The sequence below is a fragment of the Klebsiella aerogenes genome (assembly GCA_029027985.1).
In the GTDB taxonomy this organism is placed as follows: Bacteria; Pseudomonadota; Gammaproteobacteria; order Enterobacterales; family Enterobacteriaceae; genus Klebsiella; species Klebsiella aerogenes_A.
On sequence record CP119076.1, the window covers coordinates 1,756,804 to 1,772,692 of the forward strand.

14 protein-coding genes are annotated in these 15,889 nt (G+C 54.6%); 12 read left to right on the forward strand and 2 right to left on the reverse strand.

Annotation, left to right across the window (positions count from 1 at the left end; genetic code table 11):
- Position 1 precedes the first annotated feature (1 nt).
- Genes PYR66_08290 through PYR66_08300 form a run of 3 tightly spaced genes read left to right on the forward strand, consistent with a single transcriptional unit; the run spans position 2 to position 2,692 of the window.
- Entirely contained in the window at positions 2 to 1,624 is a 1,623-nt protein-coding gene (locus PYR66_08290; GenBank protein WEF29695.1) for a portal protein, read from the forward strand.
- Positions 1,624 to 1,857, forward strand: a complete 234-nt coding sequence (locus PYR66_08295) for a hypothetical protein (protein ID WEF29696.1) — start codon at positions 1,624 to 1,626, stop codon at positions 1,855 to 1,857. The genes PYR66_08290 and PYR66_08295 overlap by 1 nt, the downstream gene beginning before the upstream one ends.
- A complete protein-coding gene (locus PYR66_08300) occupies positions 1,844 to 2,692 on the forward strand; it encodes a hypothetical protein (protein ID WEF29697.1) in 849 nt (282 codons plus the stop codon). Before PYR66_08295 ends, PYR66_08300 begins: the two co-directional genes overlap by 14 nt.
- A 31-nt stretch (positions 2,693 to 2,723) precedes the next feature.
- On the opposite strand, the gene PYR66_08305 is transcribed toward PYR66_08300, so the two are convergent.
- Positions 2,724 to 3,023, reverse strand: a complete 300-nt coding sequence (locus tag PYR66_08305; protein WEF29698.1) for a hypothetical protein — start codon at positions 3,021 to 3,023, stop codon at positions 2,724 to 2,726.
- Positions 3,024 to 3,255: 232 nt separating this feature from the next.
- On the opposite strand from PYR66_08305, the gene PYR66_08310 reads away from it, so the two are divergent.
- Genes PYR66_08310 through PYR66_08340 form a run of 7 tightly spaced genes read left to right on the forward strand, consistent with a single transcriptional unit; the run spans position 3,256 to position 13,337 of the window.
- Positions 3,256 to 4,167: a phage capsid protein gene (locus tag PYR66_08310; protein WEF29699.1), complete on the forward strand. Its 912-nt coding sequence runs from the start codon at positions 3,256 to 3,258 to the stop codon at positions 4,165 to 4,167.
- A 59-nt stretch (positions 4,168 to 4,226) separates the two neighbouring features.
- Positions 4,227 to 4,790 carry a hypothetical protein gene (locus tag PYR66_08315; protein WEF29700.1) on the forward strand — a complete coding sequence of 188 codons (564 nt, stop codon included), beginning with the start codon at positions 4,227 to 4,229 and terminating at the stop codon, positions 4,788 to 4,790.
- Positions 4,774 to 6,780, forward strand: coding sequence for a hypothetical protein (locus tag PYR66_08320; GenBank protein WEF29701.1), 2,007 nt, complete (start codon positions 4,774 to 4,776; stop codon positions 6,778 to 6,780). The genes PYR66_08315 and PYR66_08320 overlap by 17 nt, the downstream gene beginning before the upstream one ends.
- Positions 6,781 to 6,782: 2 nt before the next feature.
- Positions 6,783 to 7,232 carry a GNAT family N-acetyltransferase gene (locus PYR66_08325; GenBank protein ID WEF30385.1) on the forward strand — a complete coding sequence of 150 codons (450 nt, stop codon included), beginning with the start codon at positions 6,783 to 6,785 and terminating at the stop codon, positions 7,230 to 7,232.
- Between the two features lie 2 nt (positions 7,233 to 7,234).
- Entirely contained in the window at positions 7,235 to 7,723 is a 489-nt protein-coding gene (locus PYR66_08330) for a hypothetical protein (protein ID WEF29702.1), read from the forward strand.
- Positions 7,724 to 7,728: 5 nt separating this feature from the next.
- Entirely contained in the window at positions 7,729 to 10,443 is a 2,715-nt protein-coding gene (locus PYR66_08335; GenBank protein WEF29703.1) for a transglycosylase SLT domain-containing protein, read from the forward strand.
- Entirely contained in the window at positions 10,443 to 13,337 is a 2,895-nt protein-coding gene (locus tag PYR66_08340) for a hypothetical protein (GenBank protein WEF29704.1), read from the forward strand. Before PYR66_08335 ends, PYR66_08340 begins: the two co-directional genes overlap by 1 nt.
- Here PYR66_08340 and PYR66_08345 read toward each other — a convergent pair whose 3' ends face one another.
- Positions 13,338 to 13,859 carry a hypothetical protein gene (locus PYR66_08345; GenBank protein WEF29705.1) on the reverse strand — a complete coding sequence of 174 codons (522 nt, stop codon included), beginning with the start codon at positions 13,857 to 13,859 and terminating at the stop codon, positions 13,338 to 13,340.
- A gap of 81 nt (positions 13,860 to 13,940) precedes the next feature.
- Here PYR66_08345 and PYR66_08350 point away from each other — a divergent pair, with 81 nt between their 5' ends.
- Both PYR66_08350 and terL read left to right on the forward strand, forming a co-directional pair.
- Positions 13,941 to 14,282: a hypothetical protein gene (locus PYR66_08350; protein WEF29706.1), complete on the forward strand. Its 342-nt coding sequence runs from the start codon at positions 13,941 to 13,943 to the stop codon at positions 14,280 to 14,282.
- Entirely contained in the window at positions 14,279 to 15,889 is a 1,611-nt protein-coding gene (gene terL / locus PYR66_08355) for a phage terminase large subunit (GenBank protein ID WEF29707.1), read from the forward strand. Before PYR66_08350 ends, terL begins: the two co-directional genes overlap by 4 nt.

Sequence of the window (15,889 nt, forward strand, 5' to 3'; positions counted from 1 at the left end):
GATGGATGATCTCGCCGTAAAGCTGGTTAAGCGTGCCGATACGCTGAAAGCCAACCGACAGGTGCACGAAAGCGTCTGGCGGGAATGCTATGACTACACCTATCCGCTGCGCGGCGCGGGGCTATCCGATGAGGTGCTGGACGCACAGAGCGCGAAATCAAAGGTGGCACGGCTGCTTGATGGCACGGCCACCGACAGCGCCCGCATGCTGGCGTCTGCTCTCATGTCCGGCATGACGCCGGCAAACGCACAGTGGCTGAACCTCGACAGCGAATCGCTGCCGGATGATGCCGCCGCGTGGTTGTCCACCTGTGCAACGCTGGTATGGGAAAACATCCACGCTGCAAACTTCGATGCTGAAGGCTATGAGGCTAACCTCGATGTGGTATGCGCCGGCTGGTTCGCGCTGTACATCGACGAAGACCGCGAAGAGGGCGGATTCTCGTTCCAGCAGTGGCCGCTGGCGCAGTGCTACGTCACATCCACCCGCCGCGATGGCATCGTGGACACGATTTATCGCCGCTACCAGCTCACCGCGGAGCAGGCGATTAAAGAATTCGGTGCGGATAAGGTCAGCAAAAAAATTCGCGATGCGGCCGCCAAAAAGCCGGATGACAAATTCGACTTCCTGCACTGCATTTTCCCGCGGGAAAACTACGTGGTGAATGCGCGCCTGGCTAAAAACCTGCGCTTTGCATCGTACAACGTGGAAGTGAGCGGCAAGCTCATTGTGCGCGAATCCGGCTATCACGAATTCCCCTGCTGCGTACCGCGCTGGATGAAAATCCCCGGCACGCCGTACGGTATCGGCCCGGTATACGATGCGCTGCCGGACTGCAAAGAGCTGAACGAAACAAAGCGCATGGAGAAGGCCGCGCAGGATCTGGCAATTGCAGGGATGTGGATTGCGGAAGACGACGGCGTGCTGAACCCGCGCACGGTCAAGGTTGGCCCGCGACGCATCGTCGTGGCGAACAGCGTAGACAGCATGAAACCGTTGCTCACCGGCTCCGATTTCAACGTGGCATTTACCGCAGAAGAACGCCTGCAGGCGTCTATCCGCAAAATCATGATGGCCGATCAGCTGCAACCGCAGGACGGCCCGGCAATGACCGCAACCGAAGTCCATGTGCGTGTGGCGCTGATCCGCCAGTTGCTCGGCCCGGTCTATGGTCGATTCCAGGCGGAATACCTGCAGCCGTTGGTAGAGCGCTGTTTCGGTCTGGCATTCCGTGCCGGTGTATTCCCGCCAGCACCGGATAGCCTGCAAAACGCCAATTTCAACGTGCGCTATATTTCGCCGCTTGCCCGCGCGCAGCAGCTGGAGAACGTCACCGCCATTGAACGTTTCGGCGCGAATATTGCGAACCTCGCCAATATCGACCAGGAGGTTATCGATCTTCTCGATGCCGATGAAGCCGGTCGTGTGGTGGCTGATGCGCTCGGCGTGCCGGCTAAGGTTGTTCGTACTTCCGATGCGGTCGCAGAAATTCGCGAGAAGCGCCAGAAGGAACGGCAGCAGCAGGCAGGGCAGGCGCTGATGATGCAGGCAGGTAGCGAGGCGGCAACCACAGCAGGGCAGCAGGTGGGCGCAGCGCTGGGACAACGAGTAGCGGGGGGCTAATGATTACAAAACAAGCATCACCGGCGGACTACAAGCGCATTTTCGAGGAAATGCCAGGCGGGCCGCAGGTGCTGGATGAATTAACGCGGCGATTTGGGCGCGCGGCGTACGTCCCCGGCGGTGCCGAGGGCGATCGTGAAACCTGTTACCGGGCCGGACAACGCGCCGTGCTCGATTTCATTCTGATGCAAATCAACCGTGCAGATGGAGTAAACGACGATGTGGAAGATTAAACACTTATTCATGAACGCCGAGCAGGGCGCTGATGCGTCAGCTGGCAGTGCAGGGGGTAACGATGGCGGCAATGGTGGTGGTGCTGAAAATGCAGACGCTGGTAATTCTGCTGGTAATTCACTTCTCAGCACCGGTGCAGGCGAAGCGGGCGCGAATGACTGGATACCTGAAAAATACCGCGTTATGGGCGAAGGTGGAAAACTCGACATTGAAGGCTCTGCCCGCAAACTGGCGGATGCTCACACGTCTCTTGAAAAGCGCCTTGGCAGCGTCGGCACGCCGCCAAAAACTGCTGATGACTACGCCCCAGAGGTAAAGGCCGAAGGCTTCAACTGGGAAGAGTTCAAAGCTGATCCGCGCATGCAGTCGTTTATGAAATCGGCACACGGCAAGGGCATCACCAACGACCAGATGAGTTTCATCATCAGCGAGTATGCGCAAATCGCCCCATCGCTGGTTAACGGTGCAGCGGAACTTGATGCTGAATCCGCCACCACGCAGCTGCGCGAAGTCTGGAAGACAGACGCCGAATTTAACAAGAATATCGGCCTGGCCTTCCTCGCATTCAATTCCCTGACCGATGAAGGCGATCGCGGCCGCATCGATGAAATCGGCAATAACCCGATGGTGATCCGCATGCTGGCGAAAATCGGTGCGGAAATGCAGGAGGACGCACCGGCGGGCGCCGACAGTAACCCGGCAGAGCAGCAGACCATCCGCGATCTGATGAAGTCTGAAGCGTATATGAATCCTAAGCATGCCGACCATGAACGCGTATCTGCGCAGGTGAAAGCGTACTACCAGAAGCGTTACGGCGATCAAACCGTAGCGTGACATGTCACAACTACGGTCTGGGCCACTGGTCTTATTGCTTATCAAGCAAATCGAGGCCAGTGGCTGTTATAAAGGTTTGCATGGTATCGATAAGCCAACGACCTTCGCCGCGTTTAGGGTTGTCTATCTGGGACCCATCCTCATCAATATATGCGTAATGAATGTCTGAGGATATCAGTCCTTTTTGATACATATAGAGAAGGTGGCCATCAAGTTTATCTTCGCCATAAGTCCTTAATAATTTGGTATATCCATCAGTCATTAATGGATGGGGATAAAACTCTTGCAAATATTTTAAGATATCGAAACAAACCTTTTCTTCAATTTTCATCACTTCATTCCTTAGTTGCTTAGAGCATCACCAGTATGGCACTAGTTTTTGTGCAGATATAGGTATTTGGTCGGGATTCCGACCGTGCGCCTCGCTAACAATCACTCCACAACCAGCCCGGTGGGGACGCCGGATACCTGATTTTCCCGCAATGCGCCAGCGCCAACCGCATTGTGCTGATTTGGGCCGGGAAACCGATACCCCGCAGGCGATACTTTCTGGAGTGATTGTTATGTCATTTGATACCGCTAAGAACATGATCACCGCTGCGTTTATCCAGCAGTTCCATGATTCTTTCGAAATTGCCGCACAGCAGAAGGATTCCCGCCTGCAAGGTGCTGTTTACGACCGCGGCAACATCACCGGTGCGTCGTTCACCATCAACGATATGGGTACCATTGAAATGACCCAGATCACCGAGCGTTTCGGTGATACCGTCTGGGATCTGCCTGATGCCGGCACCCGTAATGCGCTGATGGCTGACTACGGCGTGTTCGTGCCGGTAGAAAAGCGCGACCTGCGCAAACTGCTTGCTGACCCGCAGGGGCCATATTTGCAGCTGACGCTGGCCGCATCCAACCGCAAAAAGGATGACGTTATCTATCGTGCGCTGCTCGATACCGTTCTGCGCAAAACTTCTAACACTGGCGCGTACGCTCCGGTTGCGCTGCCTGCATCGCAGAAAATTGTCGCCGGCGGTACCGGGATGACCAAAGCGAAGCTAATCGCCGCCAAAGCGATGTTCCGCCGTAACGAGTGTGACGAGCAGAACGGTGAAGAGCTGTATATCACCTACAACGCCGACATGCTGACCCAAATCCTCAGCGATACCACACTGACCAGCGCCGACTTTATGGCAGTGAAAATGCTGCAGGAAGGTGCGGTGTCCGGTAACTGGCTGGGCTTTAAGTGGCTGGCCTACGAAAAACTGGATTCTGCATCCGCAGGCGATCCAGCCGTCACCACCAAAACCGCTGCGGCCTGGTGTAAATCTGCTGTGCATTTCGGTACCGGCGAAGAGTACAACGTCGATATCGGTCCGCGCCGCGATAAAAACAACACCATTCAGATTTCCGTCGATGCGTCCTATGGCGCAGGCCGCGCAGCGGAAAACAAAGTCGTCGCCATCGATTTCGTAGCATAAAGCCGCTGGTGCCTTTGCCGGGGGATATCTCCCGGCCTTTTTTCATCTGAGGTAAGGCTATGGCTTCCAGTGTATCAATCTGCTCAAACGCATTGCTGGCGCTCGGCGCCCATCCTATTAACAGTTTTGACGAAGCGAGCGAACACGCCCGGCTCTGCTCAAACATCTATCCCACAGTGCGCAACGATCTGCTGCGTAAACACCCATGGAACTGCGCCGTTAAGCGCGTGGTTTTATCCCCCGACGTGACACCGCCAGCCTTTGGTTTCAGCTACCAGTTCCCCCTACCCGGTGACGTACTTCGCATCTTGTCCGTTGGCGACGTTCACGACGATGTACCGTACCGGGTTGAAAATGGTCGTCTGATGGCGAACCAACAGGTGATTTATCTGCGTTATATCTTCCGCAATGAAGACGAATCGACATGGGATCCCGCGCTGATAAATCTGGCTGAAGCGTTTATGTCCGCAAAGCTGGCCTATGCGGTTACCGGTTCTGCAAGTCTCCGCGACAGTCTGACGCAGGAGGCGGCATTTTTACTTCGTCAGGCAAAAGCAATTGACGGGCAGGAAGACCCGCCGGAAGAACTCGGCGGCTACCCAACGTATGAGTCGAGGTTCTGAGATGCGCGCTAACCTGATAAAAACAAATTTTACCGCGGGAGAGATTTCCCCACGCCTGATGGGGCGTGTTGATATTGAGCGTTACGCCAACGGCGCGAAAATTATTGAAAACGGCCTGTGTGTGGTGCAGGGCGGGGTAATGCGCCGCCCGGGCACTCGCTATGCTGCACATGCAAAATACGGCGATCGTACTGCGCGCCTTATTCCGTACGTATTTAACCGTTCGCAGGCGTACGTCCTGGAGTTTGGCGACGGCTATTTGCGTTTTTACCAGAACGGCCAGCAGCTGGTTAACGGCGACAATACCCCATATGAGATCGCCAGTCCGTACACCGTCGGCATGCTGCCTGAGGTTAACTACGTACAGGGCGCTGATACGATGTTTCTCGTTCACCAGAGCGTACCGCCGTACCGCCTGCAGCGCCGCGGGCAGACTAATTGGGTACTCGAGCCTGCACCGTTCATCGTCGAACCATTCGACGAAGTACGCGACACCCCGCAAAAGTGGTGCAAACCCTCTGTTAAGGAATTTGTCGGATCGGAAATCACCCTGACCCTGAGTGATGCGGAACCGCCAGAGAGCGGTGACGGTACGTTAACAGGTAATGGATGGGTGGCTGAGGATGTCGGTTCGTACGTCCGGATTAACAGCGGGCTGGTGCTTATCAAGAGCGTGACCAGTGCGCAGAAGGCAGTAGGCACTATCCGTACTGACCTGAGCGCCACGCAGGCAGCATCACCGGGAGCATGGACACGGGAAGACACGGTATGGACGCCTGAGTTTGGATACCCGGGCGCCGTTACCTTGTACCAGCAGCGCCTGGTGCTGGCGGGCTCAACACGCTATCCGCAAACCATCTGGTTTAGTGAAACGGGCGTTTATCTCTCCTTTGAGCTTGGCACGGATGACGACGACGCGATCAGCTTTACGCTTTCCTCTGACCAGTTGAACCCGATAGTGCACCTGGCGCAGATGAACACCCTGATTGCGCTGACGTACGGCGGGGAATTTACGATCACCGCAGGTAATGATTCAGCAATTACCTCCACAAACATATCGGTAAAAAATCCGAGCCCATACGGCTGTAACAGCATACGCCCGGTGCGTGTCGGTACTGAAATCATGTTCGTGCAGCGCGCTGGCCGAAAGCTCTACGCTGTGGCCTATGACCCCGATAGCTACGTCGCTTATTCGGCCAACGATATGACTGTACTGGCAGAACACATCACCGCCGGCGGTGTCTCGGACATGGCTTATCAGCAGCAATCCGATTCCGTGATCTGGATGGTAAGAGCCGATGGCGCGCTGATAACGATGGGTATCGACCGTGAGCAGAACGTAGTCGCGTGGTCCAGACAAATCACTAATGGCGCTTTTGAATCGGTGGCAAGTATTCCCTCGAATACTGATGACGTGGTGTATGCGCTGGCGCGCCGCGTAGTAAACGGGCAAACCGTCCGGTACGTTGAGGTGTTCGATAAATCGTTAAATACCGACGCCGCATCAACCGGGCATAGTAATGAAGGTGCCGCGGTATGGTCTGGCTTTTCGCATCTCGAAGGGCAGATCGTTGATGTGGTAGCTGATGGTTCTGTTATGCCACAGCAAACTGTAACGGAGGGAAAAATTACGCTTACGCGCAAAGCGCATCTTATCGAAGCGGGTATGCATTACGAAACCACCATAGAGACGTTAACGCCGGAAGTTTCCACGACAGAAGGCACCACCCAGAATGCGCGTAAGCGAACCAGCGAAGTTACTTTGCGCTTCCTCGATACCACCGGCGCAGAGTGCAACGGGCAAATTATTCCGTTCCGTACGTTCGGGCCAAAAATCCTCAACCAGCCAGCGCCTCTGTTCACCGGTGATCACAACATGGGGAAACTGGGGTGGGAACGTGGCGAAGATACCCTGACCATTCAGCAGCGCCAGCCGCTACCGTTCCACCTCCTGGCGATTATTTTCACATTTACCAGCAACGGGGGCTAATGATGATCCGCAACGCAACTTCCGGAGATATCCCGGCACTTATCGAGCTGGGAACTCTGATGTATCTCGAATCCCGCTATTCGGAAAACTCACCGTTTGACGCCGATAAATGCGCAGAACTGGCACAAAGCCTGATTTATTCACCGTCTGGCTGTGTACTGGTCGCCGAAAAAGACGGGCAGGTTATCGGCTGGCTTGGCGGCGGTATTGCCGAGCAATTTTTCTCCCGCCAGTTGATGGCCTTCGAGTATGGCTTATTTGTCGCGCCAGAACATCGTGGCGGCAGTGCTGGCCCGCGACTGGCCCGCGCGTTTATCGACTGGTCAAAAGAGCACGGCGCCGCCGTTATCAACATGGGGATCACAACTGGCGTGCACGCAGAACGCACCGGCCAGTTGTATTCCCGTCTCGGCCTGCAGCAAACAGGCCTGCTTTATTCGATGGAGGTTTAACGATGTGCACTGGCGTAGAAATTGCCCTGGTGGCGTCCACAGTGTTAGCCGCTGGCGGCGCAGCGTACAGCGGGCAGCAGCAGAAAAAAATGGCGAACTATCAGGCCGCCCAGGCGGAAGCTGACGCCGAAGCGTCAAAAGCGGCCGCCAGAGTGGAAGCTGACCGTATCCGCAAAGCTGGACGTGCGCAGGCCGCTGCCGCGAATGCTTCGCTGGCGGCATCGGGTGTCGAAACTGGCGAAGGCACCGCACTGCGTATCACTTCAGGTATTACCGAAGACGCCGAACAGGACGCCTACCAGACGATCCTTAATGGCGTGAATTCGTCTAACCGTCTGCAGGCGCAGGCACAGGCCGATCGTATCAGTGGCAGGAATGCGGCGACGGCTGGAAATATCAGCGCCGGCAGTTCGCTATTAAGCGCCGGCGGGACGGCATACAGCGGCTGGCAAAAGGCTAAAACTGGCAAATACGGATTATATGCGGAGTAATAAACGTGAGAATTCCAACGGGTAATTTTGGCAATGTAACGCCGCAGGTACAACCTACGCGCGTCGCAGTCAGCAATGTGGGCGCTGTGGGTAACGCAGTATCTGGTTTTGGCGCTGCTGCTGGGCAGGTAGCAGAGCAGGTGCAGCGTGATCAGGATAAAGCCGACGTCGCGGCCACGCAGGCTATTCTGACCGATCTGGAAGCTAAATCTAATGACCGCTGGGAAAACCCGGAGACGGGCGCCACGGTTACGCGTCAGGGCTTTAAATCGTCCGGTGTGGTCACAGATATGGATAAGGCCGACGCTGGCGATTACGAGGAAGCGCGCAAGCGCGTGCCGCCCAGCCAGTTAAACTATTTTGATGCGCAGTGGAAAGCGGGGCAGGTACGCCGGACAAGCACTTATAGCGGTTTCGAACGGGCACAGACTGAGGAAGCCCAGCGCCAGCAGCTTAACGCGACGGTGACATCTTCAGTTGAACAGGAGGCCAGCGCCTACGATAACCCGATGCAGGCGGGGCTAATACGCAGCGCCCGTAAACACTCGATCGAGATGTATGGCCAGGCGCGCGGCTGGCCGCAGGAACGTATCGACGCGGCGGTATCGGAAGCGAACCAAAAAGCGCTGGAGCAGCGCGCGCAGAACTACGCAGTAACCAATCCCACCGGCTGGCTTAATGGCGACTTTACGCTGGTCAACAGCAGCACCGGCGAACTTGATATGCGCGCCGTTGGCCTGGTGGAGTCTGGCGGCAAGCACCGCAATGCAGATGGTAGCCTTGTTACATCCCCCGCAGGCGCGCAGGGTGAATTTCAGTTGATGCCGGACACAGGGAAAGAACTGGCGGCTAAACGTGGCGTGGAGTACAACCCAGATGACCCTGTGCAACATGCGCAGCTGGCGCGTGATTATGCCGGGCAGCTCAGTAAAAAATATCAGTCAGAACCACTGGCCGGCGCTGCATATAACTGGGGGATGGGTAACGTCGATAAGCTGATCGCTAAAGTCGGCGACCCGCGCAAAGGCGAAATCTCAATGGCGGATTTCGTTAAGCAGCTGCCAGCCGAAACGCGTGGTTGGCTGTCCCGCTACAACAAAAATAAAACTGGTCTCGACCCGGTAGCGGTAAACAAAATCGACAATATCGCCGAATCGCAGATCCGCCAGCAGCGTACGGCACTGCGCCAGCAGATTGACCCGATTCTCAATAATACGATGGCGCAGTTGTATAACGGCGAGGTGCCAGATGCTATGCCTAACGCCTCCACTATTTTGTTTGCGTACGGTGAGCAGGGGCAGACAGCAGTCAAGCAGCTGGATATCGCGATCGATACCGCCAGAACATTCCAGGCTATCCAGTACGTCACCCCGGCAGAACAGCAGGCCGAGCTGGCGAAAGTGAAGCCGCAGGCAAACGACCCGGATTACGCACTGAAACTCGATGCGTATGGCAAACTTAGTGCGCTGGTGCAGAAGAGCAATGCCAATATTCAGGCGCAGCGTGATGCTACCCGCTTTAATGACGCGCTGATCTCCGGCGAGAAACTCGACCCGAGCAACAAATCCATGCAGAAGGCGGCGGACAATACGCCATCGGCGCTTAACTTCCGCATTAACGACGCCACCACTCACGACGCTATCGTGCAGCAGGTTAACCAGACGGGCATTATCCCATCGCAAGTTACATCACAACTGAATGCGATTGCCCGTTCCAGCAGTCCTGATGTGGTGAAGCAGGGCTCAACCTTATTTAACGCTCTGTACGAAACAGATCCAGCCTCTGTGGGCGATATGCCAAAGGATATGCAAAGCTTTTACCTGACCGTTAAACAGCTTACCGACTCCGGTATGGCGTCAGACGAAGCGGTGAAACAGGCGCAGAACGTGACCTACAACCAGACTGACGCCCTGAAATCGCAATTGTCTTCTACGCAGAGCACGAAGGAATATAGAAAAGAGCGTGATAGCGCAATGGATTCCGCAGTCAGCAGCATGAAACCGTGGTACAGCTTTGGCGGCCCCGCCGCGGATGACCAGAATCCTGATACTGTAAAATTCCGTAATGACTACCAGTCACTTTATGACATTAATTATCGCAATTCAGGTGGTAATGCTGATATTGCCAAAAAGATGACCAATACCCAGATCGCGCGCACCTGGAGTCTTAGCGATGTAAATGGCAGCGCCCAGCTTATGAAATATGCGCCTGAAGCGCTTTATAACTATGGCCCTTCAGGGTGGCAGGCTGCTCAGTGGAAAGAAGAAAAAGAGCGTCTGACTTATGGCGATCGTGGAGAAATAATTGAAACCAGTCCGACCAAACTAGGAATTACCTCAGGCTCAGCGCCTGTTATTACATCAAGTACCCCAGAATCGCGAATCGGTGGAGAACTGGAAATAACCCCGGATGTAATGACCCCTCGGGATGGGATGTACTCAATAGTTATACGCTCTAAAGATGAGAATGGGATTCCGAAGGTTCAGCTGTATAACGATAAATTTGGCCGTCCTTTGCGCTGGAAGCCGTCGTTGGAAGACTGGGAGCCGTATAAAAAAATGCAGCAGGAGAGGGAGCAACAAGGCGAAGAGGAAATATCACGCGGGAAAGATATTCGAGGTTTTAAGGAAAAACACCGTGCGCTCGATGAGCAATATCAGCGTTTGCATGATGACCGTATGAACCGGTTTAAAAAATACTTTTCATGGAGCAATGAATAATGCCTATCTACCCGCAATCCGATGTTCCGCCGAGCGTAATGGATAACGCTCTTCAGGCGCCAACTGGTTTTGATGTATCTCTGCCTGAAGGAACTAACCCGGAACCACAGCAGCAACAACCGTCTATATGGGATGCCGCTTTTCGTCAGAATAACCTGCTCGCCGGGATGTTCCGCCCGGCTAAACAATTCGAGCCGGCGGACGGTTATAACCCTTATTCTGATAAAAACGAACTAAAGGGGTACGAACAATGGGGATCCGCCTTTGCGGATTCAAAATCCCCGGAGGAAACCGCCTGGATTAAAAACCAGATAGACGATGAAAACGAAGACCGCCGGGTGCTGTCTGAAACCGGCGCTGAAGGAACTTTGGCTAGTATCGCCGCTGGAATTATCGATCCTGTCACGGTCGCATCGATGTTTATCCCCGGTGCGCAGGGAAGCCTGGCGGTTCGTATTGGTTCTCAGGTTGCTATTGGTGCCGCCGGTACCGCGCTCAGTGAGGTAGCGCTCAATAATGAGCAGTACACCAGAACAGCAAGGGAGAGCGCCGCACACATTACCGCCGGCGCTCTTCTCAGCGGTGTATTTGCTACCGCTGGTGCGATGATCACCCCATCGGTAAGAAATGCGGCCACCCGTGAAGTGGCGGAGGCGCTCGATAATATGAACGCCTCGCCAACAATTAACAACGCAGCCGATGCACTGGCGGATACTTTACCAAATGGTGGCAGCGTCGGTGCTATGCGTATTCGTGAAGCTACACTGGAAGATCTCACACCAGTGTCTGGCGGCCCACTCGGAAAGCTGGCTAAAAAAGCCGGTAGCTATCTGACGCCGATCACCCGCCTGATGGAATCCCCATCAAAAGAAGCGCGCCGGACAGCGCTGGAACTGGCGGAGAATAACTTTACGCTGGAAGGCAACCTGCGTGGGATTGAAACGCCGGTAGCAGCTGAGACGCGCGTACGTGGCTGGCGCCGAGAAGAGGCGGCCGTCGTTACCGCGAACAAACAGGCATACACTCAGTATAAAGCTGAAGGTGGCGATCTGGGTTATACGGCCTTCCGTGAACAGGTTGGCGAGGCGCTGCGTAACGGTGACGTGCACGTTAATGCGAAAGTGCAGGAAGCGGCGCAGGCAATGCGTACGGTCATCAATCGTGTGAAGACGGCACAGCAGGAACTGGGCTTACTTCCGCCGGATGCCGAACTGAAAGCGATGGGACAGACCAGCTATTTCCCACGCGTGTACAAGGTAGGGAAAATCGTTAGCGAGCGCGATAAATTCCGCAATATGCTGGTTGACTGGTGGTCACGCGGTGAGAAAACCATGTCCCGCGAAGATGCCGAAATCGCCGCCGATACCACAATTAACCGTATTGTCGGGGCTAAAATTCCGCAGGAGTTCGCCAACGTCTTTATGGTGAAAGCACCGGGCAGCACTAAATCACGTACGTTGAGCGTTCCCGATCGCCTGATGAAAGATTATCTGGAGAGCGACGCTAACTACGTCCTGCAGCGTCATATCCGCGAAGCTTCAGCGGAAATCGAATTAACTCGCACCTTCGGCAACAAGTCGCTGGATTCGCAGCTCGCTGCCATCCAGGACGAATACGATGCGCTGATGCGTTTACGCCCGGCAGAGCAGGAAAAGCTGGCGAAGGCGCGCGAAGCTGACCTGCGCGATATTCTGGCGCTCCGCGATCGCCTCGTTGGTACCTATGGTATGCCTGATGACCCATCATCATTTTTCGTCCGAGCCGGTGCTTTCCTGCGTAGCGCCAACTTTGTGACGAAACTCGGCGGCATGACGGTATCCGCTATCCCGGATCTGGCACGCGGCATGATGGTTAACGGCTTCAGCAATACCATGCGTGGATATGGTGCGCTGATCACCCGCTCGCCGGCTTACCTCGCCAGCCGGGCGGAGCAGAAGAAAATGGCCGTGGGGCTTGAAACCATACTGCATACCCGCGCGCGTACGATGGGGGATCTGGTCGATAGCTCTTCTCGTACGACAGCTGCAGAAGCTGGCATGGAACGTATTACTGATGTGTTCGGCAAGCTGACCATGATGGGCCACTTTGACGATATGAACAAATCAGTGAATGGCATGATCACGTCCGACGGCATTCTGTCCGGGGCGTTCCCTAAGAAGCGCCTGGCAAAACTCGGCATCAATGAGAAGATGGCCGAACGCATCCAGCGAGAATTTCAGAAGCACGGCGAAGTTATTCAGGGCTGGCATATCGGCAATTTCGAAAAATGGGATGACCAGTACGCCGCTGGCCTGCTGCAATCTGCTGTGCTGAAGGATGTAAACAATACCGTTATCACGCCGGGGATTGGTGATACGCCGCTATGGGCCAGTACCCCGCTGGGGAAAACCGTATTCCAGTTTAAGTCTTTTGCCACGGCGTCATATAACCGCGCGACGCTCGGCGGCCTGCAGGAAGGTACCGCGCAGTTCTATTACGGTACCGCCTTCCAGATTGGCCTAGGCTCTTTGACCTATGCGCTTAAGCAGGCGGCTAATGGTCGGGAAGTGGATTTGACGCCGCAGAAGATGGTACTCGAGGGCATCGACCGTTCTGGTATCCTCGGCCCGCTGATGGAGTATAACAACATGGCGGAAAAGGCATCCGGCGGGATGATAGGGTTAGGGCCCTTACTCGGCACCGGTACGCAGTCCCGGTACGCCAGCCGCGGCTTTATCGGTTCTGCACTGGGGCCAACCTTCGGCCTGCTGGATACGGTTACCGATGTGACCGCCGGCGTGCTGAATGGCGACGCTGGCGACCGTGTGCTGCATAGCGTGCGTACGTTACTGCCGGGTAATAACCTTTTCTGGATTGCACCGCTGATTAACCAGGTAGACCCCGGTATGCGATAGCTATTTCGATTTACATGATTCTGGAGAAACCCCAAACCCAAACATGAGGGTTTTTCCTGAATCACTGTAGTAATTGAGCATTATTTTTTTATTTTCTTTTCGGGTTTCGTAGAATAGCCGTTCTTGAGATGAAACCGGGTAAAAACCGTCAGGCGTACAATATAATTTTTTTAAGTCTTCTTTTGTTGAGTTTAGAGCAGCTTCTGAGGAGAATTTTATAAAATCGGCTGTGTAAACATTAGTGTCGTAACTAGATAAGGTTTTGCTTCCTTCCACATAGTGAGTATTGGATTCACTAAAATCTGCGTTTTCTTTATAGGTTCGCAAGTGTAATACAGCTACATGGATTTCAATTTTTTTACCATTGTCGATACTATTAATGATCTTATAGTCGGTATATGGATTAGTAACTGGTATTCCTGGGCCTGATATTGGGACGATATATCCTGAATCCTCAACTAAATCTGGGGAGGCAAAGGCAATAAAGGGAAAAATTAACAATAAAGGTATTAGTTTTTTCATTCTTATGCTCCTTGTGATAGTCAGGATTCCGACCTCGAAAAGCATACATCATAGCCTCATGGATAACCACGGGGCTTTTTTATGCATTCAGATTACAAAACTCGCCTTACCGCGCTGACCGATAAATTAACCGATGTGGTGCTGCAGGAGGCCGACCCGGCTAACTGGCCCGGTGCTGATAAGAAAGTGAGTGAGCTGACGAAGGACGAGCGCGGCGATCGCTACTGGGATAAGAAGAACGCGGCGGCATCGCTGACGCTGCTAATCAAAGTGCATTCGCTTATCGGCATGCAAACGCGTGGCGGAACACCTTCTGACAATCCGGGGCAGGATGATGAAGCATTCGAGCTGGGCCAGCAGGTATCGAAAGCCGAACGCGAAGCGGCCGCCATTATCGAGCGTTTGCAGAAAGGTAAGAAATGATCTCGTTCCTCGCGTTCTTCCTGATGTGGGCGGAGCGGATGAACTGGGATGTTCCCGACTGCCACTATCGCGCCTGCCACTGGCTGGAGCATCGCGGTGATCTCGCGGTGCTTCGCTGTTTTCGTGGCTTTGGTAAATCTACCATCCTCGCGGTGTATAACGCCTGGCGATATTATCAGGACAGGCAATACCGGATCCTGCATCAGTCTGAATCCGACGGCACAGCGTATAAAACCAGCCGCGATACCCAGAACGTACTGCGCAATCACCCGCTGACAAAAGGCATGCTGCCAGACGGGCAGGGCACTGTCGAGCAATGGTGGGTAAATGGCGCACTGGATTTGCGTAATGGCAGCATGTACGCCAAAGGCATTCTGTCTAACGTCACTTCAGCACGCGCCAACGAATGCCAGAACGATGATGTAGAAGTGCCGCGCAACATCCAGACACCAGAAGCGCGCGAAAAGCTCCGGTACCGGCTCGGCGAGCAAACCCACATCCTGATCCCCGGCGGCCGCAAACTGTTTATTGGTACACCGCATACCCACGATAGCCTGTATGACGAGAAAGAGGCCGAAGGCGCCGACTGTCTGACCATTAAGTTATTCCGCGATGAACACCGCATCGAGGCGAAAGACGCCACGCAGCTACGCTACGAAATTCCGTTCCGGCCAGATTATGTTTTCGTAGGTATCCATAAGGCGGCACGGCTACTTGTCGAGGGCGTTGATTACCAGCTCACCGACACCGGTGTAGCGTTCGCCGCAGCTCCTGATGCGCTTATAGATTTCTATGCAGGCTGCGAATGGCCGGAGCGCTTTACCCGTGAAGAAATGGAAAAGCGCCGTAGGGAAACGCGCACCATTAACGAATGGGATAGCCAGTACCAGCTGCATAGTAAGCCGGTGGGTGATGTTCGCCTCGATCCTGAACGTATCCGCGAGTACAACGTCCAGCCTGAAATTCGCTATGCAAACCGTTCCTGCTCGATGTGGCTGGGCCAGACGCAAATCGTCGGCGCTGTCGCCTGGTGGGATGTGGCCACCGGCAAAGTTAAGGCCGACGCCTCGGCATTTTCTCTGATTTTCACCGACGCGCGCGGGCATCTGTACTGGCATGTATGCCAGGGGCTCACAGGCGAGCTGGCAGAGTTTGACGACAACGACAAAATCACCGGTGGGCAGGTGATGCAGATTAAAGAGCTGGTGCTGAAGTACCAGATCCCGTTGGTGTGCGTAGAGGTAAACGGCCCCGGCAGCTTTGCCGGGAAATTGCTTATTCAGGCACTGAAGGGTACCGGCTGTGGCGTACGGGAAGAATTCAGCGTCACCAATAAACAAAAACGTATCCTCGATGCATTCGAAGCGCCGCTGTCGTCCCGGTTCCTTTGGGCGCATTCCGATGTGCTCGACGGCCCGATGTACGACCAGATGCGTGATTTTAACCCGGCGCTGACCAATCAGCCTGATGATTATATCGATTCTGGATCCGGTGCGATCAGCGCTACGCCTGTGCGTATCGGTAAATTAGTCGGGATTCCGACCGCGCAGGCGCGGGAACATTGGCAACCTAACGATGGCGATTTTTCTGTCGCCGTAGATTACTAG